Raw genomic sequence first — 24,587 nt, 5'->3', positions numbered from 1 at the left:
TTTTTTTGGTTATTGAACTTCGAGCGCCAAGTCGCCGAACTTTGTCCAACCGACGAGGCATGTCACTTTATACAAGGCGAACGTGATGACGGCCGGAAGGACGACTCCCGTTCCAACGAAGATGAGGAACGCATCCATTCCTTGCGCGGCAAGGATATTGAGCGGCGCAATCAATGAGTTGAGCCCAAGTCCCGCAATTTCATAAGGGACTTCGAGTGAGAAGACGAGCGTCGCAATCGGCGCGCTGATCATTGCTGCGATGAACGGCGGCATGACGACGCGAGGGTTTTTGACGACGTTCGGGAACTGGACTTTCGGTGTGACGAAGAACGAGGCGACCAAACCGCCCGGATCTGTTTGGCGATATGCCATGAGCGTGAAGCCGACGAACTGGGCCGTACACCCGATCAACGCGGCGGCACTGGCGACCGGGTCGAGTTGAAGCGCGATGGCGAGTGCGGCTGATGAAGCAGGTGACATGAGCATGGCACTGAAGACGAGCGCGATGACGAGCGATGTCGCGATCGGTGACGTATTGACCGAAGCGGTGATGCTGGCGCTGATTGAGTTGATGAGCGGTGTCGTGACGGCTGCTGCGCCGACGCCGACGATGCCGCCGCCGAGGACGGCTGTGACCGGGACGACCATCATATCGAATTTCGTTTTGCCGAGGACACGTTTGCCTAACCAGACCGCAGCCGCTGCTGCAATCAAGGCGCTGATCGGTTGACCGGGCACGAGGACGAGCCCGCTCTCGGTCGCTTGGAGCGCCGCACCACCGACGGTTGCCGCAATCATCGAGCTGAACAAAATGAGCGTATTGCCACCGAGCTGATAGGCGACACCGGCACCGAGTGCCGGGGCGAGCAATGATTTCGCGACTTGCCCAATCAAGACGAGTGTCTCGATTCCGGCCATCTTCCCAATCGTTTCAATCAAGAGTCCGACCCCGAGCGTGACGAGGACGGCGCTTGCCATTCCTGCTGATATTTTGATCATGCGATCCATTGCGTACTGTTTCACTTCCATCATCTCCTCTATGTGTGTCAATCCAATAAAAAAACCTATCCGGATGGGATAGGCGCGTCGGTCATACCATGAGCGCCTCGTCCGAAACCATCGAAACAAGGGCCCAAAAATTCGTCTCGGTCATCGAGTCGATTTTCAGTCCCTCAGTCGAATAATAATCAGTAGGCCGTGTTGCGCATGGGTTTTCATCATTGCCAGCTCCTCCGTTTGTTAAGATTTGTCTAAGAGTAACATGATATTTTTCAATAATCAATATTTTCTGAAAATTTATTTGAAAAAAATTGAAACCCGCTCAAAAAAGAAAGACGACCCGATGAAAGGTCGTCTCGTTTTAAGACGTGCTGGCTGCCAGTGAGCCAACTTGTTGATCGATGAATGCCATCGAGATCGAATTGAAATGATCGGGTTGGTCGACATTGACGACGTGCCCTGAGTCAGAGACGACTTGGACGCGTGCCGTCGGCTGATGTTTCGCGGTCCGTTCGACGGCTTCGAGGAACATGTAGTCTTCGTCACCCATAATATAGAGAATCGGTACGTTCGTCTCGATTGAAGAGAAATGACGAAGCAACGGATTCATATTCTCGGTCATCTTGAACCAGCGGATGAACTCACGCTGGCACAGATTGGCCGCATCGCGGACGAACATCATACGTGATTTCTTGTGACGCTTCTTCGGTAACAAAATCCACGCGAACAGCTGATATAGCCACATGTACGGCACGAAACTCTGCACGAGACTGCCGAGGCGAATCAACAACGTCGAGCGGACGTTGAACTTGACGATGGCCCCGCCGAGCACGACTGAAGCGATTCGTTCCGGATGGTGCTCGAACATCGCTTGAATGACGATTGTCCCGAGCGATAGGCCGACCATGTGACCTTTTTCAATCTGTAAGTGGTCCATGACCTCAACGACGTCTTCGACGACGACATCGAGCGTATACGCGTTCAGCGGTTGATTCAACGACTGTTCTGCGTTGTAAGAGCCGCCGTGTCCACGCAAGTCGAGCAGGAGCACGTTATATTTTTTTTTGAACGGCCGAATTTGACGATACCAATGCGACAGACTTCCACCCGCGCCATGGATGAAGATGACCCAAGGATGGTCGTCGCTTAATGTGTACGTTTTATAATGCAACATGAACGCTATCCTCCAAAAATTTTTAAGTTCATTAAACCCTAAAAACAATATACCATATCTTCAAATATAGGACTATCGTTTCAACTCGCTCAACCGGATCGCTTTTTTCGTGTTGGCGAAGTGAACTTTCGCGACCTCGTTCAAACGGGATTGACCGTAACGAACAATCAAATCGGCCGCGACTTGGTCGACTTTGGCGCCGGCGCCTTTCGGTAACGTGACCCCGAGTGTCGCACTCAACTTGTCCATTTCTTTTAAGAACAAGGCGCGGGCGAGAATCGAGGCGGCGGCCACGGCGACATGCAGTCCTTCCGCTTTCGTCGAGAAATAGACGTCGTCTTTGACGACTGCTTTTTCGGAACGAAGGTGGTTGTAGTAGACGTTCTTTTCAGCGAACTGATCGATTAAAATGGCGTCTGGTGTCGCATCGAGCTTCTGCAATAAGGCCGACAAGGCGGCGTTGTGGGCGATGGCCGTCATTTTTCCTTGCGTCATCGTCCGTTGCATCTTATTATACGCCGGATTGTGCAACGTCGCTTTCTGATAGGTGATGGTGACGTGCAAGTCTTTGGCGATTCGAACGATTTCTGTGTCCGACAACAGTTTGGAGTCTTTGACCCCGAGCTCTTTGACGAGCGCGATTTTCTCTTTTGGCACGTAGGCGGCGACAACGACGAGCGGTCCGAAATAATCACCTTTGCCGACTTCGTCGCTCCCGATGACAGACCAGTCCGAAAAGCCTTCCGGTAAAACATTTTTCGGAACACTCGGTTCTTTTTTAATGCTCGTTCCCCATTTGGCGGCTTCCGTGTCGGCATCGCGTCCTTGGAACATGACTTTACCCGAATTGTAGACCGTAATCACACACTGAGGTGTTTTGGCACTGAATCGTGCGTGTGGCGGAGGATTGACTGAATGGGCCTGATAACTCGCGATGAGTTCCTCCTGGGCGGTAGCTGATAATTTAATGACTTGATTGCCCAATGTGAGCACTTCCTTTCTAACGCTAGCAAATCAATCTTACATTTTTTTTAGATATTTTGAAACCAAAGTTTCGCTCGAAACGTATAGACAAGTGAGTAAAGAAAGAAGCGAGGTGAGTCGGAGATGTGGTGGCGCGATGACACGGATGAAGATGAGGCAGAATCTCTCTATAAACATATTCTCGAGCTTGAAGCTCGGATTGCAAAACTGATCGCCCATCAAGTCAGGGTGCGTCGCTTGCTCATGCAGGAATCGTCGGAAGCGGCGACCGAGCAAATCATTGCGTTACAGGCAGAAGTCGATCACTATTTGTCACTACTGCGACAAGAACGGATGGAGGCGGTCGACCGCTATGATCGCTTGCGTCTCGAGCAGACGTTAGGACGGGTACGACAGTCGGTCGGTCAACCGAGCCGACCGTTGGCAGAGTGGGACACGATTGAACAGGCGCTCGCGCTCGAAGTCGAACATTTGCGCCGCGTCCTTTCGTACGAACGACAGCGTCGCGCCGAGGAGGAGTGGTAATGGAATCGTTAGATCAGCTGTATTGGTGGGTACTCATCATCGCCGGTCTCGGTACATTCGTGTACATGATTTTTTCAGATGCGTTCGATGTATTTGATGGTTGGTTCAATCCCGCGGTCATCTTATCCTTTTTAGCACTCGGTGCGGGAATCGGATTGATTTTAAACGCGCTTGCCCACGTGTCACCGATGATTGGGCTTGCCGTCGCCCTCGTCGGTTCATTCGCGCTCACGACGCTCCTGTACTTATTCGTCCTCTTACCGCTGTCGAACGCGGAAGAATCGATTGGGATGACCGATGAATCGCTCGTCGGACTTGTTGGGCGATTGACCGTCCCTGTTCCTGAAGGCGGATACGGTGAAGTACTCGTCGAATCAGTCATCGGTTCGATTTTGAAGACGGCCCAAAGTGTAGACGGCAAGGCGATTCCAAGTGATCGCCGTGTCATCATCATCGAAGTCGAACGAAACATTGCGGTCGTCATGGAATATGACGAGCCGACAATCCGAAAGGAGTTTTAATCTATGAGCACAGCCATTTTAGCCAGTATTATCGTCGGGGTAATCTTACTTGCCTTGATTTTCGTCTTCGTCTTGAAATATCGCACGGTCGGACCAGATGAGGCGCTCATCGTCACCGGTAGCTATTTAGGGAAAAAGAACGTCCATAGCGATGCGTCCGGTAACCGCGTCAAGATTATCCGCGGGGGCGGAACGTTCGTCTTGCCGGTGTTCCAGCAGGCAGAACCGCTCAGCCTGCTCTCGAGCAAGCTCGAGGTGACAACACCAGAAGTGTATACCGAGCAAGGTGTACCGGTCATGGCGGACGGGACGGCCATTATCAAAATCGGCGGCTCGATCAGTGAGATTGCCACGGCGGCCGAACAATTCCTCGGCAAACCGAAAATCGAACGCGAGAACGAGGCGAAAGAAGTGCTCGAAGGTCACCTTCGTTCGATCCTCGGTTCAATGACAGTTGAAGAGATTTATAAGAACCGTGATAAGTTCTCACAAGAAGTGCAACGTGTCGCCTCACAAGACTTGGCCAAGATGGGTCTCGTCATCGTCTCGTTCACCATCAAAGATGTTCGTGACAAGAACGGTTATCTTGAATCGCTCGGGAAGCCGCGAATCGCGCAAGTGAAACGAGATGCCGATATCGCCACGGCCGAAGCGGACAAAGAGACGCGTATCAAACAAGCAGAAGCGATGAAGGACGCGAAGAAAGCAGAGCTCGAACGCGCCTCAGAAATCGCGGAAGCCGAGAAAGAGAATCAGCTTCGCATCGCGGCGTATCGACGTGAACAAGACGTCGCCAAGGCTCGTGCCGACCAAGCGTATGAACTTGAAGAGGCCCGCGCCAAACAAGAAGTCACGGAGCAACAGATGCAGGTCCAAATCATCGAGCGTCAAAAGCAAATCGAGCTCGAAGAGAAAGAGATCATGCGTCGTGAGAAACAGTATGATTCAGAAGTGAAGAAGAAAGCCGACGCCGACCGTTATGCGATTGAGCAGTCAGCCGAAGCTGACAAGGCACGTCAAATCGCCGCAGCCGACGCCGAGAAGTACCGCATCGAAGCGGAAGCGAAAGCCGACGCCGAACGGGTCCGTCTCGCCGGTGTGGCCGAAGCCGATTCGGAACGGGCCAAAGGGGAAGCCGAAGCCGAGATTATCCGCTTGACGGGTCTTGCCGAAGCCGAAGCGAAACAAAAGATTGCCGAAGCGTTCGAACAGTATGGTCAAGCCGCCATCCTCGACATGGTCGTCAAGATGCTTCCGGACTATGCGAAACAGATTGCAGCACCGCTTGGCAATATCGACAAAATTACGGTCGTCGATACGGGCAGCGGCAAAGACGGCGGGGCCGGCAAAGTCACAGGTTACGCCACTGACTTGATGGCATCGCTACAACAAACGCTCAAAGCGTCGTCGGGAATCGACATGAAAGACTTACTCGACAACTTTGCCGGAAAAGGCAACGTCCAGCCGAGTGCGAATCGCGAGTTGAGCGAATCGACGTTCGCCGCGACGGAAGAATAAGCAGGAAGCCACAGACAAGTCGTCGTCTGTGGCTTTTTTTGTTTTACTCGAATTCACCTAAATTTAAAATGAAAGGCTTCAAACTCAATCGATTTCTGACGATAAGTGAGATGTCAGACCATTAGAGAGAGGAAGTAGCAATTATGAAGAAATCACTCATCATCGGCTTGTTGGCCGCATGTGTGACTTGGTTACCAGGTTGTCAGTCTGTGATTGACCAACCCGAAGCAACCGTTGAGCCCCGTCAATCGATGGGCGTCGTCTTGTCCGATGTTGGTCTCGGGGATCAATCGTTCAGCGACGCGGCGATGCGCGGCATGGGACAACTCCGTGAGACGGGGGAATGGTTCGTCGATTACCGCGAGCTTGCAGAGACGGAAACGTACAAGGCCGGGTTCGAACAGCTCGTCGCCGACGGGCATGACGTCATCATCGGACTCGGATTTGCTTGTCAAGAGGACTTGGAAGCGGTGGCGGCCGAACATCCGGAGCAACAGTTCGCGTTAATCGATGCGGTGTCGACGTTACCAAACGTCATGTCCGTAACGTTTAAAGAGACGGAAGGTAGTGCGCTCGCTGGAGCAGTCGCGGGGCTCGAGACGGAATCGAACAAAATCGGATTTATCGGGGGCGTCGACAACGAACTGATTCAAAAGTTTGGGACCGGCTTCGAACTTGGGGCGAAAAGTGTCAACGAGGATGTGACGATGCTCGTCGATTATGCGAACGATTTCGCCTCACCTGAAATCGGTCGTCAGTTGGCGGAGAAACAAATCAAGGCCGGGGCAGACGTCTTATACGCGGCCGCCGGACTGACCGGGGTCGGTGTGTTAGAGACGGCTGAGCGGAACGGTGTGAAGGCCATCGGTGTCGACAGCGATCAATCGATGATCGCACCGGACGCGGTCATCACGTCGATGTTGAAGCAAGTCGACTTGGCTATCGTTGAAATCGCGAATCGACTCAAGAACGAGGCGTTCAATACCCACGTCGAACTCGGAATCGATGAAGGCGGTGTCGGATTGGCCGCGCTTCGTCGTGTCCAATTTGACGAAGCCGAGACGAAACGGTTCGAAGCGTTTCAGAAACAGTTGATGGAGGGGACGCTGAAATGAGCTTACGGAAACGGTTTATCTTCTCGACCGTCTTCACGGTCTTATTGATTGTGTTGATGATGAGTTACGTCTTGACGACGCTCAATCGTCTGCAGACATACAATGAACAATATGGGACGCAAATGATCGAGTTGTCACAGCTCGAGACATCACTCTTGCAGGAGCAGTCGCTTTGGACATCGCTCGGGGAGCAGATGAGCCAATCGACGCTGACGCAACTCGAGCGCATTCGCGCGACGAATGCAGAGACGTTCGCAACATTGAAACAAACATATCTAATTCCAGAGTTCGCGACGCACCTTGAACGGGCGACAACGAAGTATGAACGAATTGAAGCTGAAGTGGAGGCGGCCGAGGCTGGAGGGATTGCGGCCCGGATTCAAGCGGCCAAGCTCGAAGGCGTGTTGAACGATGTGAACACGCTTCTCTTGAAAAATGGGACGTTCTATGAGGCGCTACAGGCCGAAGCGGCGAGCGAGACGAAACGTCTCCTGCTCGTATCGGTATTGTTGACGGTCTTCGTCATCGGCGCACTCAGTGTCTATAACTTCTTTTTTGCCCGCTCGATCACGCATCCGCTCGAGCGGAACGTCGAGGCGGCGGAAGCAATCGCGGCTGGCCGGTTGATTTCGTTGCCGGATTCGACGCGCCGTGATGAAATCGGACGGTTAGAGCGCGCCATGCAAGAGATGACGATGTCACTGCAGACGGTCATCGGGTCCATCCGTGTCACGTCGATGAAAGTGAACGATATGACGGAGACGGCGGCCGCCGAAAACGAGGCCGTGGTCAGCACGACGTCGAACATCACGAATGCGGTCGATGAGATGGCGAACGGGGCCCAGTCGATTGCGACGGAACTGCAAGAAACGCTTGAATCGGTTGGCATCATGGCGACCTCGTTCGAGACGAGTTTGAACCAGACGAAGCAGACGACTGAACAGACGACCGAGATGACCCGTGAAGTCGCGGCCGGCATCGAGACGCTGACGGACCAGGAAGCGATTCTAGAGCGTTCGAGCGCGCGCAACGCATCACTCGTCAATCGGATGGATGACTTCGCTCGGAAGACCGAAGAGATAGAGAAAATGGCGAAACTCGTGGAAGACGTCGCCGCTCAGACGAATTTGCTCGCCTTGAACGCCGCCATCGAGGCGGCACGCGCCGGGGAAGCCGGACGCGGATTTGCGGTCGTCGCCAGCGAAGTGAAGAAGTTGGCGGAAGAAAGCAACGTGGCGACCCGTTCGATTTTCGGGGTCGTCCAGACGATTCGCGATGAGGTCGTCCGCTTGACGGACATGGTCGAAGAGTCGAGTCGTGAGCAGACGGCACAGCTCGAGGCGTTCGGATTGACGAAGCAGGCGTTCAGTCGGATCCATGACCGGACCGATCACGTCGCCTCGTTCGTCGGGACGATCGAGCGCGAGATGGTCGCATCGAGCACGGAAGTCACGAACGTGTTGAAACGGGTCGAGGAAGTGAGCGGCGTGACCGAAGAACTCGCGGCGGGCAATGAAGAAGTCGCGGCCTCGATGAAAGAACAGCAAGCGAGCTTCGATCAAATTTTCGCTTTGATGCAAGAGTTAGAAGGACAGGCCGCCGCACTTGCGAGCCAAGTCCAACATTTTGAAGAGCACTGAGACAAGTTTCGGCTTGTCTCTTTTTTGTCGTCTCGAAGCAGATGAGACACATGTCCATCTGGGTCATAAGCGCGTCAGAAACGTCAAAGGCGGATCGGGCGCAGCGATGCCCTTTTCCTCATACTATAGAGGAGACTCATGCGAGGAGGAGACGTATGGAAAAGTGGAGACGGTATGTCGTCGTGCTGCTCGTCGGATTATTCATTGGGGTGAGCTATATGTTTTACTCGAAAGAACCGGAGACGCCGATGGTCGAACAGTTCGTGGCGACACCCGAGCCGGAAGTCGAGCCGAGCGTCCCGACCGAAATCGTCGTCTATGTGACCGGGGCGGTCGAGTCACCCGATATGTATACGATGCCGCAAGGGGCGCGTGTCGGGGATGTGTTGTCTCTCGCCGTCTTGACGGCCGAGGCTGATCCCGAACAATTGAATTTGGCCCAATTGCTCGTCGATGGGACGAAAGTGAGCGTCCCGAAAAAAGGGGAGACGGTCGTTGTGCCGGCCGCTGAAGAAGCGAGCGGGGGGACGAACGGGGTACATGTCAACAGTGCGACGAAGGACGAATTGATGACCGTACCGGGCATCGGTCCGGCCAAAGCCGAGGCGATTCTCAATCATTTGAAACAGCATGGGCCGTTCAAGTCATATGAGGAGATCGGCAACGTCAAAGGGTTCGGGGAGAAGACGTTAGAAAGCATGGAAGGTTATCTCTTGGTTCCATGACATGCCACTGTATCCATTGTTGCCAATCAGCTTACTCATTGCCGGGATACACGGATCAGTTGCCCTCTGCCTCCTGTTGTCCGGCGCCATCACCTTCACTTGGCGTGGTCAATCCGTCTATGCGCACGTCGGTGCCGTCCTGCTCGCCCTGTTCGTGTTCGTACGTCCTGATGCCGAACCGTTGTCGGCGGACGGTCCTTACCTATTCGCTATCGAGAGCCGGCGCGATAATGGCCAATCGGCACGTCTGTACGGACAAATCGACGGGACGGAAGGCGTGTTGACCGGTCGTGACCTCGCGCTCGGTCGTCCGGGAGAGACGTGCCTCGTCACGTTCACGCAGACCCCGTTCGCCCCGCTGCGCAATACGGGCGGGTTCGACGAGGCGGCTTGGGCGTATGGGGCCGGACTTGCGTTCAAAGGGAATGACGTCGCCATCGAGGCGTGTCGTCCGAGTACCGGCATGAGTGGACGGATGCTACGTTGGAAGGAACGACAGCTCGCGAGAATCGAGACGACGTATCGGCCGGATGTGGCGCTTTATATGGAGGCGTTATTGTTCGGCGATAGTCGGTTGCTCGACGAGGATACCTCGTTCTCTTACCGGGTGACTGGTCTGCTTCACCTGCTCGTCATCTCCGGGTCACATATCGCGCTCCTCGTGCTCGGGTTGCGTTGGTCGACGCGACCGTTGCCGCTCCGACGAGAGACGAAGACGCTGTTGATTCTCGTGGCGGTCACGTCGTTCGGATGGTTGACCGGATTTTCGCCGCCGGTGGCGCGGGCCGTGCTCGTCGCCGATGTGCTGCTTGTGTTGTCACTGTTCGGTTACCGTGTCCGCGACCCGATTCGGCTGCTCAGTTGGTGCGCTGCGTTCTTGCTCGCGTTGCAACCGTATTTGTTTTGGAACTTAGGGTTTCAGTTGACGGTCGCGATGACGTTGTTCTTGCTCGTGACACGCTCGATTTGGACCGGACCGTTCGGACTGGCCGTATACGCCCAATGGTTCGGGCTTATCTTGTTATGGCCCGTTCAACCGGTTATATCGGTGTTGGCACCCGTGTATAACGTCGTCGGCGCTTTCTTAATTTCCTGGGTCGTCATTCCGCTCGCCCTGTTCGCGTATATTGTACCGACCGCAGAGCCGCTCCTGCATCCGATTCTCGATGGCCTGAATGGGACGTTTGCCCTGCATCACGACTGGCGGCCTTGGCTCCCGTTGCATGAGTTTACGTTTTGGCACGCTCTTGGTCTCGCTGTCGTCCTATGGGGCGGATTGATGCTCCTTGAGTGGAAACGGTGGAGCGGTTGGGGGTTGGCCGTGATTGCGCTCTTGCTCATGCATGCTGTCCTCGAATGGGCCGAAGCGCCGCGCGTCACGTTTTTAGACGTCGGACAAGGCGATGCCGTCGTCGTCGAGTATGGCGAGGTGACGGGAGTGATTGATGTCGGCGGGGTGTTTCAAGACCCGAAGGAATCGAAACGGTCCACGTATGACCCGGGAGCGGACGTCGTCGCCCCGTACATATGGAAACGAGGGGAGACGCGTCTCGACTTCTTGTTGCTTACCCATGCCGATCATGATCACGTCGGCGGACTGTCCGGTTTGCTCTCGTCCATCGAAGTCGATGAGGTGTGGCTGTCGGCGGAAGTAGCGGATCAAGGCAAACGAGACGAGTTACTGGCCGAGCTGGCGGCCTATCAAGTCCCGGTCCGGCTCCTGTCGAGTGGGGACCGGCCGTATCCATGGATGTGGGTCGTCGCTCCGGGAGAGGCAGGCGAGGACGAGAATGCGAACTCGGTGTCGCTGTTCATGCAGGTTGGGGCGCTCACGTATTTATTGACTGGGGATTTACCGGACACGCGGGAAGAGATGATTCCGACCGTTGACGTCGATGTGTTCAAGCTAGGGCATCATGGGTCGAACACATCGTCGAGTGAGGCGCTGTTGAACCGAATCAATCCGGAATGGGTCATCATCAGTGTCGGCCGGAATAATCGTTACGGACATCCGCATCTTGACACGTTGCAACGTCTCGAAGGAAAACGGGTATTACGGACGGACGAGGACGGGATGGTCGTCTGTGAACGAAATCGGTGTCGTGGGATTGTGACGAAGGCGGTACCGCCATGAAAAACTATGATAAACTAAAAAAGCGATTGCTCCCCCGGGGCAATCGCTTTCTGACTGACTTATAAGCTCAAGAACTTGATGAGGACACCAATCGCGAAGATGGTGAAGAAAAAGCCGAACGGGACGATGAAGCCGATTGCTGAATCGATAGCATCGTTACGTTTGCACTGTACGTCGTTCTCGAACGGGTTTTCGCTTTGTGGGCGAACAGAGTTAATATGCATAGTGAGTCCCTCCTTGAAATGGTTCCGTCCTAAGTATAGCGAATCAGTGAAGGATAATCTATGTTTAGATAAGAATAAATTGTGAAAGTGGTGTGTGTTTTGAATGAACCGTGGCTGCATAACGGAAAGCTGTCGAACGTGTACGTCCTGTTTGGGACAGAAAAATATTTGCTAGAGACGTGGGAACGGGCCATTATCAAAGCGGCCAATCCATCTGGTGACCACTTTGATGTCATGCAGCTCGACTTGCACGAGACGTCACTCGACACGGCGCTCGATGAGGCGGAGACGGTGCCGTTCTTTAGCGAGTATCGGACCGTCATCGTCAAACAAGCCCAGTTTTTGACGGGGGCAAAAGAGAAGCAGAAGCAAAACGTCGAGCGGTTGACCGAATACGCATTACAACCGGCGCCTTACTCCGTGCTCGTCTTTATCATCGAGGCGGAGAAGCTCGACGAACGGAAAAAAGTCGTCAAGCGTTTGAAAGAGCGGGCCATCGTGCTCGAGGCGAAAAAGCCGAGCCAGTCGGAGCTGATGCGTTACGTCGGCGACGAATTGAACCGGCGCGGCCAGAAAATGGAGCGGGCGACCGTCGAGCGGCTATTGTTCCTCTGTCAGGATGATTGGGGCAAACTCGTTCGCGAGCTCGAGAAGTTGCAACTGTACGCGAGTGAGGGGGCTGAGATCCCGATTGAGATCGTCAACGATCTCGTTCCGCGGACACTTGAAGACAACGTGTTTCAACTGTCTGAATTTTTAGTGGCCCGGCGTGCGGATGCGGCGCTTCGGCTCGTCCGTGATTTAGAGAAGCAAGGGCAAGAGTTGATTGGTTTGTTGGCGCTCCTCGCGCGACAGTATCGGAATATGTATCTTGCCAAACAGCTGACGGAGAAGGGGTATGGCGAGAAGCAAATCGCCTCGAAAATCGGGGCGCATCCGTATACGGTGAAACTGGCTTCGCAAGCGAGCCGTAATTTTTCAGAGGCTCAGCTCGGACGGGCACTGACGTTGATTGCCGACGCGGATGAGGCGATGAAGACGGGACGGGGTGACAAGCAAATCATGTTTGACACGCTCGTCTGTCAATTGACATTACTGTGAGGTGAGGACATGGGGTTACAGGAAGTAGGGTTAGAAGCGGTGATTCCGCTTCGGCATGAAGTGTTGCGGCCCGGTTTGCCGGTGGAGACGTGTTATTTTGAAGGGGATGACGCGGAGACGACGCGTCACTTCGCCTGGGTCGAAGATGGACGTGTCGTGTCCATCGCGACCGTGATGGAAGTGGGGCGTGACTTCGATGATCAGACGGTGCCTTACCAACTCAGAGGGATGGCGACTGACCCGACATCTGCTGGTCAAGGGATTGGCTCGTCGTTTTTACAGGCGTTGCATGAAGCGGTCAATGAGTCGTGGTGGTGCAACGCCCGAGAAGTGGCAGTCCGTTTTTATGAGCGGAACGGGCTCGTCGTCGTGGGCGAACCGTTCGAGATTCCTGAAATCGGGACCCATTATGTCATGCGAACCCAAAAAACAGCCGGCTCCTAATGGAGGCGGCTGTTTCGTTTTAGTCTCTAATTAGAGAGCTGCGATGCGAGCTGCAAGACGTGATTTGTCACGGCCAGCTTTGTTTTGGTGGATAAGACCTTTTGCTGCAGCTTTGTCGATTTTCTTCGTAGCGAGGACGAAAGCTTCTTGAGCAGCTTCTTTGTTTCCTTCGAGTACGAGAGCGTCAACACGTTTCACTGCTGTACGCATTGCTGCTTTCTCTTGCGAGTTCGCGACGCGACGCTTTTCAGAAGTTTTTGCACGTTTGATTGCTGATTTGATGTTTGCCATTGTTTTGTCACCCCCTGAAACAAGAAAGTGTATGTTCTTATTACTTCAAGTAATCATTCAACAGAACAAGCACAATTGTAGCAAACGCTTATTCGAAAAGCAACCACTTGATGATTATTCTGAAAACTATATGTGGTATTGTTGAAGTAGGTCGTACACATTAACTTAGGATTTTGATATAATGACACGGTATGCATGAGAAGGATAGGTGAACCCATATATGAACAAACAAGAATTAGAGAATCGTCAGAAGAAGATTCGGAACTTTTCCATCATCGCCCACATCGATCATGGGAAGTCGACGCTCGCTGACCGGATTCTCGAGAGAACAGGTGCGCTCACGGCGCGTGAAATGAAAGAACAGACGCTTGATGCGATGGATCTCGAACGGGAACGTGGGATTACCATCAAGTTGAACGCCGTTAAATTGAACTATACCGCAAAAGACGGAGAAGAGTACATCCTTCACTTGATCGATACACCGGGACACGTCGACTTCACGTATGAAGTGTCACGTTCACTCGCAGCATGTGAAGGGGCTGTCCTCGTTGTCGATGCGGCACAAGGGATTGAAGCCCAGACGCTCGCGAACGTTTATCTCGCACTCGATAACGATTTGGAAATCATCCCGGTCATCAACAAAATCGATTTGCCGTCTGCGGACGTCGAACGCGTCCGTCAAGAGATTGAGGACGTTATCGGTTTGGATGCGAGTGATGCCGTACCGGCTTCGGCCAAAGCGGGCATCGGGATTGAAGAGATTCTCGAACAGATCGTCGAGCTCGTCCCGGCACCGACGGGAGATCCGTCAGCGCCGCTTCAGGCGTTGATTTTCGACTCGTATTATGACGCCTATCGCGGCGTCGTCGCTTCGATTCGAATCGTCAACGGGTCGGTCAAAGTCGGAGACAAGGTACAAATGATGTCGACGGGTAAATCGTTCGAAGTCACGGACCTTGGCGTCTCGACACCAAAACCGTTATCGGTGAAAGAATTGAATGTCGGGGACGTTGGGACGCTTTCGGCATCGATTAAAACCGTCGGCGACGTTCGTGTCGGTGACACGATCACCCTCGCCAAAAACCCGTCGACGGAACAGCTTCCGGGTTATCGGAAGATGAACCCGATGGTGTACTGCGGCCTCTATCCGATTGACGCGGCGAAGTACAACGATTTGCGTGAAGCGCTTGAACGGCTTCAGTTGTCGGATGCGGCGCTCGAGTTCGAGCCGGAGACGTCACAGGCGCTCGGCTTCGGATTCCGCAGCGGATTCCTCGGCATGCTCCATATGGAGATCATTCAAGAGCGAATCGAACGCGAATTCGGCATCGATTTGATTACGACGGCTCCGTCGGTCATCTATCACGTCACGACGACGGCTGGCGAGGTTGTCCACGTCGATAACCCGTCGAAGATGCCAGAACAGCAAAAAGTTGAATCGATTGAAGAGCCATACGTCAAAGCGGCCATCATGACACCGAACGATTATGTCGGTGCCATCATGGAGCTCTGTCAGAAGAAACGCGGCAGCTTCATCGATATGCAATATATCGACACGACCCGCGTCAAAATCACGTACGACATCCCGCTCAGTGAGATCGTCTACGACTTCTTCGATCAGTTGAAGTCGAGCACGAAAGGGTATGCGTCACTCGATTACGACTTGATCGGTTATCGTCCGTCGCGACTCGTCAAGATGGATATCCTCCTCAACAACGAGCTCGTCGATGCCTTGAGCTTCATCGTACACCGTGATTTCGCCTACGAACGTGGGAAAGTCATCGTCGAGAAGCTGAAAGCACTCATCCCGCGGATGCAGTTCGAAGTGCCGATTCAAGCAGCGGTCGGAACGAAGATTGTGGCCCGGTCGACAATTAAGGCACTCCGTAAGAACGTCCTCGCCAAATGTTACGGCGGTGACATCTCGCGGAAACGTAAATTGCTCGAGAAGCAAAAAGAAGGTAAAAAGCGCATGAAGATGGTTGGTTCCGTCGAAGTGCCGCAAGAAGCGTTCATGTCCGTCTTGTCGATGGACGAAGAATAATCGTTCGCCCTTATCTCCGGATAAGGGCGATTTTTGTCATTTGGCAGGATTCGGTAGGTCGGGCACGGAATAGTACGTACTTACAGATATATAGAGGAAGAGGAGGAGTGGCGGTGGTCTATAATTTTTCAGCCGGGCCGGGCGTCTTGCCGGAACCGGTCTTACGTGAAGTGCAAGCCGAGTTTCTTTCCTATAAACAAGGGATGTCCATTGTCGAGATGAGTCATCGTTCCGACACGTTCGCCACAATCGTCGAGCAGCTCGAGGCGCGATTACGTCGATTGATGGATATTCCTGATGACTATGCCGTCCTGTTTCTTCAAGGCGGGGCCACGTTGCAATTCTCGATGGTGCCGATGAATCTGCGCGAGACCGGCCGCTTCGCCTATCTCGACAGCGGGATTTGGTCGAAGAAGGCGATCGCTGACGCGAAACACTTCGGTGAGGTCGTCGTCGCCGGCAGTTCGGCAGCGGTCAAGTATCGTGAGCTTCCTGCATGGCCGGAGACGATTACGGACGCCGATTATCTCCATGTGACGTTGAACAACACGATTGAAGGGACGCGTTATACGGAGCTCCCAGACACGGACGTCCCGCTCGTCGCCGACGTCTCGTCGAACATCTTGGCGGAAGCGATTGACGTCAAACGCTATGGCCTGTTATACGCCGGTGCCCAAAAAAATATTGGACCGGCGGGATTGACGCTCATCATCATCCGTCGCGCGTTGATTGTCGACCGTGATTTGCCGTCATACCTTGCTTACAGCAAACATGTCGATACGCTGCTCAACACCCCATCGACGTTCAGTCTGTACGTCGCCGAGCGCGTGCTCGCCTGGGTCGAGGGAGAAGGCGGGGTCGAGGCGATGGAACGGCGCAACGTCGAGAAGAGTGGGCTGTTGTATGACGCCTTGGATGCATCGCCTTTGTTTCATGCTGTCGTCTCGGGCAAGCAACGGTCGCTGACGAACATTCCGTTCACGACAGGGGATGCCGAGACGGACCGGGCGTTTCAACGATTCGCCGAGACACGCGGGTTAATCGAGCTCGGGGGTCATCGTTCTGTCGGCGGCCTGCGAGCCAGTCTATACAACGCGATGCCGCTCAAAGGCGTGAAGCGTCTCATCGATGTGATGCATGAGTTTGAACAGGAGGGAAAAGATGTTTCATATAAAAACGTATAATCAAATCGCAGAAGACGGGTTACGGCGTTTCGAGCCGAGCGAGTATGCCGTTAATGACGCCGAACAAGCCGACGCCTGGGTCATTCGGAGCCATGACGTCCATCAGGCGGATATCCCGCCTTACTTGCTCGCCATCGCCCGGGCCGGTGCCGGTGTGAACAATATTCCGCTCGACCGGCTCGCCCGTCAAGGGGTCGTCGTGTTCCATACGCCGGGTGCGAATGCGAACGCGGTCAAAGAACTCGTGCTCGCCAGCATGCTATTATCGGTCCGTCCGATTTTAGAAGGGGTGAACTGGGTCAACGACCACACGTTTGCCGATCAGACGTCGCTCGAAGAAGCGATGGAGCAACAGAAACGGCGCTTCGTCGGGTCCGAATTGCGAGGCAAGCGAGTCGGCATTGTCGGTCTCGGTGCGATCGGGGCATCGCTCGCGAACGATTTGCTTCATCTCGGCATCGACGTCATCGGGTACGACCCGCACTTATCGGTCGATGGGGCCTGGAATATCTCCCAACAAGTGAAACGGGCGAAGCAGTTGAGTGAGTTGCTCGCCGACGTCGACATCCTGACGATTCATATGCCGCTCACGGATGACACGCGCCACATGATTGATGCGACGTGGTTCAAGCAGATGAAACCGGGCGCCACCGTTTTGAATTTCGCTCGGGGTGAACTCGTGAATGACGCCGATTTGTTAGAAGCGCTCGATGATAACGTGGCGACCTACATCACCGACTTCCCGAAACAAACGCTACTCGGACATCCGCAAGTCGTCGCGTTCCCGCACCTCGGCGCCTCGACTCACGAGTCTGAGGTGAACTGTGCGATTCAAGCCGTCGATACGCTCAAACTGTATCTCGAGACCGGTAGTATCCGAAACTCGGCCAATTTCCCGAACACGGAACTCCCTTACGTCGGCAAGCGGCGTTTGGCCGTGCTCCATTTGAACGTACCGAACATGGTCGGTCAAATCGCGAGCCGGCTCGCCGAGAACGGAATCAATATCGACAACATGGTCAACCGGAGCCGCAACGACGTGGCCTATACGTTGATTGACATCGACAACCATAAACATGAGACGCTATCTGTGCACGCCCTGTACGACATCGAGGGCGTCATGCGCGTCCGCGAATTTTAAGGAGGAATGATCATGGTCGTATTCAAACCGTTTGCCCCATACATGCCCACCCATCCCGAGAACGTCGCCGCCGACCCGTACGATATCGTCAGCATCGAACAAGCACGTGAGGACGTCGAACTGCGTCCCGACTCGTTCCTTGCGGTCGATAAACCAGAAGTGTTCGCGGCGGACATGCCGCTCGAGGCGTGGGGACAACGGGCCCGACATGAGCTCGAACGGCTTTACGAGAGCGAGTTGACCGAACGGACCCACGGGTTTTACGTGTATCGGCTCACCGATCAAGGGCGTGTCCAGACAGGGCTCGTCGCCACATTCTCGGTGACCGATTATGAGGCCGGTCGCATCAAGATTCATGAGCACACCCGTGCCGTGAAAGAACGCGAACGCGTCGAGCACGTAGCAGCGACGAAAGCGCACACCGGCCCGATTTTGATGAGCCACGCGCCGGACGAGGGATTGCGTCGCATCTTGGACGACGCGACGACAGGAGAGGCGTTGTTCGCCTTCACAGACAGTCAAGGTGTCGTCCATGAAGGTTATGCCGTGCCGTCCAAGCATCAAGCACGCGTCATCATGCTAGGGGCCAGCATCCCGGCCATCTACATCGCCGACGGGCATCATCGGGCCAAGGCCGCAGCCGTCGTCGCGCGTAGCCCGATTCATGAAGGGGAATCGAAACAAGAGCGGGACCACTTCCTCGGTGTCTTGTTCCCGAGCGATGAGCTGACGATTTTGCCGTATCACCGGATTTTGAATCAAGTGGCCCCGGAAGAAGTGATGGCGCTACTCGATGGTCTCGCTTTCTCATATGACATCGAACCAGTGGCTGAGTTGCAAGTGCCGAATGAACGAGGCACGTTCGGCTTGTCGTATCGCGGTGAACATCACGTGCTCAAAAAACGACAGACGACGACGGTACTCGATGTCGCGACGTTGCAACGGGATGTGCTCGAACCATATTTTCACGTCACGGACGTTCGCACTGATCATCGAATCGATTTCATCGGTGGCAAGGACGCGCCGACACGTCTTGCCGACTTGGCTGAACGTGATGACGTCGTCGTGTTGACGTGCCACGCCACGGCGATGGAAGAGCTGATGCGCGTCGCCGATGAGAGCGGTCAAATGCCGCCGAAATCGACGTGGTTCGAACCGAAATTGAAGAGCGGTCTGTTCATTCATCGGTTCGATTGAACGTGCAGAGTGGCGTCACGACGTGAAAAGCGTTATAAATGGAAGAGAAGAAAGGGGTGGCCGCCATGGCTAAAGCCGTATATCTTCACATTCCATTTTGTGAACATATTTGTTATTACTGCGATTTCAACAAGGTGTTCTTGAAGAACCAACCGGTTGATGACTATCTAGATGCACTTGAACGAGAAATCAAACTCTCGCTCGAACAATATCCGACCGATACGATCGAGACAATCTTTATCGGCGGTGGGACACCGACGGCGCTCAATGAGGCGCAGATGAAACGACTGATGGACATGGTCGCGCGTCATCTGCTCCCGCTCGCGTCCCCGAATTTAGAATACTCGGTCGAGGCGAACCCGAACTTCGTCAGTGCGGAAAAGCTCGACACGATGAAACAAGGCGGGGTCAACCGCGTCAGTTTCGGCGTCCAGACGTTCGACGACGGCGGACTCGAGCGCATCGGCCGGACACACCGGGCCGATGACGTGTTCGCGACCGTGACGGAAGCGGCGAAGCGATTCGATAACATCTCAATCGACTTGATGTTCGGGTTGCCGGAACAGACGCTCGAGCAGATTGAGCGCGACCTCGACTTGGCGTTCCAGCTCCCGATTCAACACGTGTCCTCCTATTCGTTGATTCTCGAACCGCACACCGTGTTCGCGATTCAAGAGCGAAAAGGGAAGCTGCGCCTTCCGGGCGAAGATATCGAAGTCGCAATGTATTTAAAAGTGATGGAGACGCTCGAACGGCGTGGATTGAAACAATATGAGATTTCAAACTATAGCCTTGAAGGACGGGAGAGCCGTCATAACCAAGTGTACTGGCGCAACGAAGAGTATTACGGCTTCGGCGCCGGCGCGCACAGTTATTTGAACGGGGAACGTCGGGCGAACATCGCCCCGATTCCGCACTATATCAAAGCGGAGGGGTTACCGGTCCGCAATACGACGACGCTCGAGACGGTCGAGAAGATGGAAGAAGAGCTGTTCCTCGGACTCCGGATGCGCCAAGGCGTGTCGTTTGCGACGTTCGAGTCGAAGTATGGTGTGTCGATGCGTTCGGTGTTCGGGCACGTCTTGTCGGAGCTCGAGGCGAAACGGTTGATTGAGACGACGGAGACACACGTCCGCTTGACCGAGTCGGGGCTCCCGCTCGCCAATGAGGCGTTCGCGGCCTTCATCGGTGAAGCGAAATGGAACGACTCGCAAGCGCAAGTGTCTAACTGAACGATAAAAGGGCGAACCCAATGCGGGTTCGCCCTTTGTTTCGGTTATAACACGAGGTCACGATAAATCGGCATGAGCCGGCTGAACGTATCCTCGACGAGCGCCAGGAAGGCGGCTTCATTTTGAAGAATCGACGCATCGGCCGGAAGTTGGCGGCCGATTAAGAAGTCAGCTTTCTTCACGGTCGCGAAGCGTTCCGTCATCGTCTCAATCGATTCGGATGACACATCCTCGATTAAAAACGCGTCTTTCTTCATATGGTCCCCGGCGATATGGAAGTCAGGGAAATCCGATTTGAAGTCGAGTGCCATGAGTCGGCGGCCGATTGCTTCCTTGTTCGGCATCTCATAGATGAAGGCGAGCCAGACAAAGACGCGGTCGTCGAATAACCCAACCTGAAAATGGGGATGTTTCTTATAGCCGCGTTTGTCATGGCAAATCGCCATCCATGTGTCCTTCGGCGGATTGACCGTCCGGCGGGCATGCTTGGCGACGTGCAGATAGAGCGGGATGCCGACGTCGGCTTCGAGCTGAGGACCGACCTCGTCATAAATCCGGTGGAACAGCGGTTGAATCTCGGAGCGGATCCCGGCCATCCGGGCGTCGAGTCCGTCTTGCGTGAATACGTCGAATTGTTGTGTTGTAAACATCTAATCACCTCATTTCGTATCATACCGAATGTTGACGAAACATGCATATCCGAACGCTTGAACGGACTGGAAAAAATGAGCCGAATGAATTGACAAATGAGGAGAACATGATAATATTTGAAGTGTGATTAGCACTCAGTAAATATGAGTGCTAATAAAGCGAGGCCAATCCTTCAGAGAGGAGTGATGTTGTGCTGACAGAGAGACAATTGCTCATTTTACGAGCAATCATCGATGATTATATTCAGACGGCCCAACCGGTCGGGTCGCGGACGTTATCGAAGCGGGATGACTTATCATTCAGTTCGGCGACGATCCGCAACGATATGGCCGATTTAGAAGACATGGGTTTGATTGAAAAGCCGCATACGTCGGCCGGACGCATCCCGTCCGAAATCGGCTATCGGTATTATGTCGACCATCTCGTCGAGACGAAAATCATCGACGAGCGCGAGACGTATCGTCTCGGTGAACGACTGCGCGCTTCGGCCCAAGAGTCGGAAGTGCTCATCCGTCAAGCCGCTGACCTGCTCTCTGATTTGACCAACTATACGACGGTGGCACTCGGTCCGAACAGCCAGATGAATCGTCTGGCCCGAATCGATTTGATGCCGCTCGACGAACGGCGCGGCGTCGTCTTGATTGTGACCGATCAAGGCCATGTCGAACATCGGACGGTCGTGTTCGACTCTCCGATGGCGCCTGACTTGGTCGAACAGACGATTCGTTTCTTGAACGATCGTCTCAAAGGGACTCCACTCGGTCAGCTGAAGTTCCGAATCGGGGAAGAAGTGGCCAAACTTCGACTCGCGCACCAGGAACAATTTGAGTTCATGATGCAACTCATTCAATCGACCATCGAAGTCCAACATCCTGCTTCGCTTTATTTAGGGGGGAAGAAGAACATCTTCAACCAACCCGAGTTTCAGACGCTCGACACGTTGCGTCCGTTCCTCGAATGGATCGATGAACAGGAACGGTTGACCGACTGGCTCGAATCGTTGCCAAACCGCGAAATTTATGTGAGCATTGGTAGCGAGAATGGCATCGTCGCGCTTCAAAATTGTAGCGTCATCACGTCGGACTATACGCTCGACGGGAAGACGTTCGGGACAATCGCCATGATCGGACCGACCCGGATGGACTATCGACACGGTGTCCAAATGATGGGACAAATCATTGAAGCGTTACGGCGAACGAAATTAGAAGAGTGATGGAAAGGAGCCTCATTATGACAACTGACAAGCAAAACGGGCCAGAACCAGAAGAAGTGCTCGAAGAAAAAGATTTTGATCCGAACCAGACAGAGGCTGTCGAAGCAGAAGAGGTTTCAAATGTTGAGTTTGTGGAAGAAACTTCTGAAGGGACAGATTTACAAAAAGAGATCGACGCACTCAAAGCGAGCGAGCTCCGCATCCGTGCGGACTTTGATAACTTCCGTCGCCGGACGAACGAAGAGAACGTGAAACGCGTGAAGTTCGCGTCACAGACGGTCGTCGAAAAGTTGATTCCGCTCATCGATAACTTCGAGCGCGCGCTCCAAGTCGAGGCGACTTCGGACGACGCCAAGCAGATTCAAGCGGGCGTCGACATGATTCACCGCCAATTACTCGATGTTTTGAACGGTGAGAACGTCGAAGTGATTGAAGCGGTCGGTCAACCGTTCGACCCGAACTATCATCAAGCGGTCATGCAAGAGCCGAGCGATGAGTTCGAATCGGGCATCGTGACGATGGAGCTTCAAAAAGGGTACACGATGCACGGACGCGTCATTCGTCCGAGCATGGTAAAAGTCTCAGAATAACATTACTTAATTAGATGGAGGAATAGACAATGGGTAAAATTATCGGAATCGACTTAGGTACAACGAACTCATGTGTGGCAGTCATGGAAGGTGGCGAAGCAGTCGTCATCTCGAACGCGGAAGGGAACCGTACGACGCCATCTGTCGTCGCATTCAAAGGCGAAGAGCGTCAAGTCGGAGAAGTGGCGAAACGTCAGGCCATCACGAACCCGAACACGATTCAATCGATTAAGCGTCACATGGGAACGTCGCATACGGTCGAAGTGGACGGCAAGAAGTTCACGCCGCAAGAAATCTCGGCAATCATTTTGCAGAAATTGAAAAAAGATGCTGAAGACTACCTCGGTGAATCGGTGACAGAAGCGGTCATCACAGTTCCTGCCTACTTCAACGATGCGGAGCGTCAAGCGACGAAAGATGCAGGGAAAATCGCTGGTCTCGACGTCAAACGGATCATCAACGAGCCGACGGCAGCTGCACTCGCTTACGGTCTCGATAAAGGTGAAGACCACACGATTTTGATTTATGACCTCGGTGGCGGTACGTTCGACGTCTCGATTCTCGAACTTGGCGACGGCGTATTCGAAGTTGTCGCAACAGCAGGCGACAACCGTCTCGGTGGAGACGACTTTGACCAAAAAGTCATCGACTATCTCGTAGCTGAATTCAAAAAAGAGAACGGCATCGACCTCGCTCAAGACAAGATGGCGCTTCAACGTTTGAAAGATGCAGCCGAGAAAGCGAAAAAAGACCTTTCAGGTGTGACGAGCGCGCACATCAGCCTTCCGTTCATCACGGCCGGAGCAGCTGGTCCGCTTCACCTTGAAACGACACTCACACGTGCGAAATTCGAAGAGTTGACAGCCGATCTCGTCGAGCGCACGATGGAGCCGACACGCCGCGCATTGAAAGACTCGGGTCTCACACCGTCTGACCTCGACAAAATCATCCTCGTCGGTGGTTCGACACGAATCCCAGCGGTTCAAAAAGCGATTCAAGACTTCACGAAGAAAGAACCGTTCAAAGGCGTGAACCCGGATGAAGTCGTCGCCCTCGGTGCTGCCATCCAAGGTGGTGTCCTTGCCGGTGACGTCAAAGACGTTGTTCTTCTTGACGTGACCCCACTCTCGCTCGGTATCGAGACGATGGGTGGCGTGATGACGAAGTTGATCGACCGCAACACGACGATCCCGACTTCGAAATCACAAGTCTTCTCGACAGCGGCTGACAGCCAGCCAGCGGTAGACATCCACGTCCTCCAAGGGGAACGTCCGATGGCACCAGACAACAAGACACTCGGCCGCTTCCAATTGACGGACATTCCGCCGGCACCACGTGGTGTGCCACAAATCGAAGTCAAATTCGACATCGATGCGAACGGAATCGTTCACGTATCGGCGAAAGACCTCGGTACGAACAAAGAGCAGTCGATTACGATTCAATCGTCTTCAGGTATCGACGAGGCTGAAATCGAGCGCATGGTGAAAGAAGCGGAAGCGAACGCGGAAGCTGACAAACAGCGTAAAGAAGAGGCTGAACTTCGCAACGAGACGGACCAACTCGTCTTCGCAACGGACAAGGCGATCAAAGACCTCGGCGACAAAGTCGACGCTACCGACAAAGAGCGCGCTGAAGCTGCGAAAGAAAAAGCGAAAACGGCACTCGAAGGCACAGACCTCGAAGCCATCCGTACGGCGAAAGACGAATTGTCGAACGTCGTGCAAGAGTTGACGCAAAAAGTATATGCGAACATGGCTGAACAGCAAGGTGCTGAAGGTGCCGAGACGCAGACGGAAGCGAAAGACGACAACGTCGTCGACGCTGAGTTTGAAGATCTCGACGATCGCAAATAAGGCAACCGATAGAGAGGAGAGCGCCAAAGCAGGTTTCTGCTTTGGCTCTTTCCATGTTAAGGTAGATTCGGTAGAATTTTAGTTTAG

The 24,587-nt window shown here is 53.9% G+C and carries 23 protein-coding genes; 17 read left to right on the top strand and 6 right to left on the bottom strand.

All coding sequences use genetic code 11. From position 1 onward, the window contains the following. Positions 1-9: 9 nt before the first annotated feature. The 3 genes from KNO58_RS09505 to rnhC form a co-directional block, all read right to left on the bottom strand. Entirely contained in the window at positions 10-1,032 is a 1,023-nt protein-coding gene (locus KNO58_RS09505; RefSeq protein ID WP_214753380.1) for a PTS sugar transporter subunit IIC, read from the bottom strand. A 328-nt stretch (positions 1,033-1,360) separates the two neighbouring features. Next, positions 1,361-2,173 carry an alpha/beta fold hydrolase gene (locus tag KNO58_RS09500; RefSeq protein WP_214753378.1) on the bottom strand — a complete coding sequence of 271 codons (813 nt, stop codon included), beginning with the start codon at positions 2,171-2,173 and terminating at the stop codon, positions 1,361-1,363. 72 nt (positions 2,174-2,245) lie between these two features. After that, positions 2,246-3,157: a ribonuclease HIII gene (gene rnhC / locus KNO58_RS09495; protein WP_214753376.1), complete on the bottom strand. Its 912-nt coding sequence runs from the start codon at positions 3,155-3,157 to the stop codon at positions 2,246-2,248. 123 nt (positions 3,158-3,280) lie between these two features. Between rnhC and KNO58_RS09490 the strand changes: the two genes are divergently transcribed. The 7 genes from KNO58_RS09490 (at position 3,281) to KNO58_RS09460 (ending at position 11,335) form a co-directional block, all read left to right on the top strand. Further along, a complete protein-coding gene (locus KNO58_RS09490) occupies positions 3,281-3,682 on the top strand; it encodes a hypothetical protein (RefSeq protein ID WP_214753374.1) in 402 nt (133 codons plus the stop codon). Then, positions 3,682-4,203, top strand: coding sequence for an NfeD family membrane protein (locus tag KNO58_RS09485; protein ID WP_128122214.1), 522 nt, complete (start codon positions 3,682-3,684; stop codon positions 4,201-4,203). The genes KNO58_RS09490 and KNO58_RS09485 overlap by 1 nt, the downstream gene beginning before the upstream one ends. Positions 4,204-4,206: 3 nt before the next feature. After that, a complete protein-coding gene (locus KNO58_RS09480; protein WP_214753372.1) occupies positions 4,207-5,721 on the top strand; it encodes a flotillin lipid rafts scaffold protein FloT in 1,515 nt (504 codons plus the stop codon). A 143-nt stretch (positions 5,722-5,864) separates the two neighbouring features. After that, positions 5,865-6,836 (top strand): BMP family lipoprotein, encoded by a 972-nt coding sequence (locus tag KNO58_RS09475; protein WP_214753369.1) that lies wholly within the window; start codon positions 5,865-5,867, stop codon positions 6,834-6,836. After that, entirely contained in the window at positions 6,833-8,476 is a 1,644-nt protein-coding gene (locus KNO58_RS09470; protein ID WP_214753367.1) for a methyl-accepting chemotaxis protein, read from the top strand. The genes KNO58_RS09475 and KNO58_RS09470 overlap by 4 nt, the downstream gene beginning before the upstream one ends. Before the next feature lie 155 nt (positions 8,477-8,631). Next, entirely contained in the window at positions 8,632-9,201 is a 570-nt protein-coding gene (locus KNO58_RS09465; protein ID WP_214753365.1) for a helix-hairpin-helix domain-containing protein, read from the top strand. A 1-nt stretch (position 9,202) separates the two neighbouring features. Continuing rightward, a complete protein-coding gene (locus KNO58_RS09460; protein WP_214753363.1) occupies positions 9,203-11,335 on the top strand; it encodes a ComEC/Rec2 family competence protein in 2,133 nt (710 codons plus the stop codon). A gap of 59 nt (positions 11,336-11,394) precedes the next feature. Here the strand turns inward: KNO58_RS09460 and KNO58_RS09455 are convergent, their stop codons facing one another. Continuing rightward, on the bottom strand, positions 11,395-11,559 hold the full coding sequence (locus KNO58_RS09455; RefSeq protein ID WP_016508105.1) for a YqzM family protein: 165 nt from the start codon (positions 11,557-11,559) through the stop codon (positions 11,395-11,397). Positions 11,560-11,649: 90 nt separating this feature from the next. On the opposite strand from KNO58_RS09455, the gene holA reads away from it, so the two are divergent. Both holA and KNO58_RS09445 read left to right on the top strand, forming a co-directional pair. Beyond that, on the top strand, positions 11,650-12,660 hold the full coding sequence (gene holA, locus KNO58_RS09450) for a DNA polymerase III subunit delta (RefSeq protein ID WP_260570682.1): 1,011 nt from the start codon (positions 11,650-11,652) through the stop codon (positions 12,658-12,660). Positions 12,661-12,669: 9 nt separating this feature from the next. Continuing rightward, the gene (locus KNO58_RS09445; RefSeq protein WP_214753359.1) at positions 12,670-13,104 is read left to right on the top strand and encodes a GNAT family N-acetyltransferase; all 435 of its coding nucleotides are present in this window, start codon (positions 12,670-12,672) and stop codon (positions 13,102-13,104) included. 30 nt (positions 13,105-13,134) lie between these two features. Here KNO58_RS09445 and rpsT read toward each other — a convergent pair whose 3' ends face one another. Next, entirely contained in the window at positions 13,135-13,395 is a 261-nt protein-coding gene (gene rpsT / locus KNO58_RS09440; RefSeq protein WP_021065661.1) for a 30S ribosomal protein S20, read from the bottom strand. Between the two features lie 220 nt (positions 13,396-13,615). On the opposite strand from rpsT, the gene lepA reads away from it, so the two are divergent. The 5 genes from lepA (at position 13,616) to hemW (ending at position 20,193) form a co-directional block, all read left to right on the top strand. Next, positions 13,616-15,439: a translation elongation factor 4 gene (lepA, locus tag KNO58_RS09435; protein WP_214753357.1), complete on the top strand. Its 1,824-nt coding sequence runs from the start codon at positions 13,616-13,618 to the stop codon at positions 15,437-15,439. A gap of 107 nt (positions 15,440-15,546) precedes the next feature. Next, positions 15,547-16,623, top strand: coding sequence for a 3-phosphoserine/phosphohydroxythreonine transaminase (gene serC, locus KNO58_RS09430; protein WP_214753355.1), 1,077 nt, complete (start codon positions 15,547-15,549; stop codon positions 16,621-16,623). Continuing rightward, positions 16,601-17,764: a phosphoglycerate dehydrogenase gene (locus tag KNO58_RS09425; RefSeq protein WP_214753353.1), complete on the top strand. Its 1,164-nt coding sequence runs from the start codon at positions 16,601-16,603 to the stop codon at positions 17,762-17,764. Before serC ends, KNO58_RS09425 begins: the two co-directional genes overlap by 23 nt. 12 nt (positions 17,765-17,776) lie before the next feature. Beyond that, positions 17,777-18,961 carry a DUF1015 domain-containing protein gene (locus KNO58_RS09420; protein ID WP_214753351.1) on the top strand — a complete coding sequence of 395 codons (1,185 nt, stop codon included), beginning with the start codon at positions 17,777-17,779 and terminating at the stop codon, positions 18,959-18,961. 65 nt (positions 18,962-19,026) lie between these two features. Then, entirely contained in the window at positions 19,027-20,193 is a 1,167-nt protein-coding gene (hemW, locus tag KNO58_RS09415; RefSeq protein WP_214753349.1) for a radical SAM family heme chaperone HemW, read from the top strand. Between the two features lie 44 nt (positions 20,194-20,237). Here hemW and KNO58_RS09410 read toward each other — a convergent pair whose 3' ends face one another. Continuing rightward, positions 20,238-20,843, bottom strand: coding sequence for a DUF1054 domain-containing protein (locus KNO58_RS09410; protein ID WP_214753347.1), 606 nt, complete (start codon positions 20,841-20,843; stop codon positions 20,238-20,240). A gap of 191 nt (positions 20,844-21,034) precedes the next feature. Between KNO58_RS09410 and hrcA the strand changes: the two genes are divergently transcribed. Genes hrcA through dnaK form a run of 3 tightly spaced genes read left to right on the top strand, consistent with a single transcriptional unit; the run spans position 21,035 to position 24,500 of the window. After that, a complete protein-coding gene (gene hrcA, locus KNO58_RS09405) occupies positions 21,035-22,057 on the top strand; it encodes a heat-inducible transcriptional repressor HrcA (protein ID WP_214753345.1) in 1,023 nt (340 codons plus the stop codon). 17 nt (positions 22,058-22,074) lie between these two features. Continuing rightward, the gene (gene grpE / locus KNO58_RS09400; protein WP_214753342.1) at positions 22,075-22,647 is read left to right on the top strand and encodes a nucleotide exchange factor GrpE; all 573 of its coding nucleotides are present in this window, start codon (positions 22,075-22,077) and stop codon (positions 22,645-22,647) included. Positions 22,648-22,676: 29 nt separating this feature from the next. Next, positions 22,677-24,500 (top strand): molecular chaperone DnaK, encoded by a 1,824-nt coding sequence (dnaK, locus tag KNO58_RS09395; protein ID WP_214753340.1) that lies wholly within the window; start codon positions 22,677-22,679, stop codon positions 24,498-24,500. The last annotated feature ends 87 nt before the right edge of the window (positions 24,501-24,587 follow it).

This window comes from Exiguobacterium sp. J17977 (assembly GCF_018616375.1).
Lineage (GTDB): Bacteria > Bacillota > Bacilli > Exiguobacteriales > Exiguobacteriaceae > Exiguobacterium > Exiguobacterium mexicanum.
The sequence above is the reverse complement of the archived record's forward strand: the minus strand, read 5'-3'. Positions and strand labels throughout refer to the sequence as shown.

Excerpts from the sequence above, each read along its gene's own strand:
- lepA (WP_214753357.1), top strand. The coding sequence starts at position 13,616 with ATGAACAAACAAGAATTAGAGAATCGTCAGAAGAAGATTCGGAACTTT.
- KNO58_RS09475 (WP_214753369.1), top strand. The coding sequence starts at position 5,865 with ATGAAGAAATCACTCATCATCGGCTTGTTGGCCGCATGTGTGACTTGG.
- KNO58_RS09500 (WP_214753378.1), bottom strand. The coding sequence starts at position 2,173 with ATGTTGCATTATAAAACGTACACATTAAGCGACGACCATCCTTGGGTC.
- KNO58_RS09490 (WP_214753374.1), top strand. The coding sequence starts at position 3,281 with ATGTGGTGGCGCGATGACACGGATGAAGATGAGGCAGAATCTCTCTAT.
- KNO58_RS09445 (WP_214753359.1), top strand. The coding sequence starts at position 12,670 with ATGGGGTTACAGGAAGTAGGGTTAGAAGCGGTGATTCCGCTTCGGCAT.
- KNO58_RS09410 (WP_214753347.1), bottom strand. The coding sequence starts at position 20,843 with ATGTTTACAACACAACAATTCGACGTATTCACGCAAGACGGACTCGAC.
- KNO58_RS09470 (WP_214753367.1), top strand. The coding sequence starts at position 6,833 with ATGAGCTTACGGAAACGGTTTATCTTCTCGACCGTCTTCACGGTCTTA.
- KNO58_RS09505 (WP_214753380.1), bottom strand. The coding sequence starts at position 1,032 with ATGATGGAAGTGAAACAGTACGCAATGGATCGCATGATCAAAATATCA.
- KNO58_RS09455 (WP_016508105.1), bottom strand. The coding sequence starts at position 11,559 with ATGCATATTAACTCTGTTCGCCCACAAAGCGAAAACCCGTTCGAGAAC.
- KNO58_RS09480 (WP_214753372.1), top strand. The coding sequence starts at position 4,207 with ATGAGCACAGCCATTTTAGCCAGTATTATCGTCGGGGTAATCTTACTT.
- KNO58_RS09485 (WP_128122214.1), top strand. The coding sequence starts at position 3,682 with ATGGAATCGTTAGATCAGCTGTATTGGTGGGTACTCATCATCGCCGGT.
- grpE (WP_214753342.1), top strand. The coding sequence starts at position 22,075 with ATGACAACTGACAAGCAAAACGGGCCAGAACCAGAAGAAGTGCTCGAA.
- hemW (WP_214753349.1), top strand. The coding sequence starts at position 19,027 with ATGGCTAAAGCCGTATATCTTCACATTCCATTTTGTGAACATATTTGT.
- dnaK (WP_214753340.1), top strand. The coding sequence starts at position 22,677 with ATGGGTAAAATTATCGGAATCGACTTAGGTACAACGAACTCATGTGTG.
- KNO58_RS09420 (WP_214753351.1), top strand. The coding sequence starts at position 17,777 with ATGGTCGTATTCAAACCGTTTGCCCCATACATGCCCACCCATCCCGAG.
- KNO58_RS09460 (WP_214753363.1), top strand. The coding sequence starts at position 9,203 with ATGCCACTGTATCCATTGTTGCCAATCAGCTTACTCATTGCCGGGATA.
- rpsT (WP_021065661.1), bottom strand. The coding sequence starts at position 13,395 with ATGGCAAACATCAAATCAGCAATCAAACGTGCAAAAACTTCTGAAAAG.
- KNO58_RS09465 (WP_214753365.1), top strand. The coding sequence starts at position 8,632 with ATGGAAAAGTGGAGACGGTATGTCGTCGTGCTGCTCGTCGGATTATTC.
- KNO58_RS09425 (WP_214753353.1), top strand. The coding sequence starts at position 16,601 with ATGTTTCATATAAAAACGTATAATCAAATCGCAGAAGACGGGTTACGG.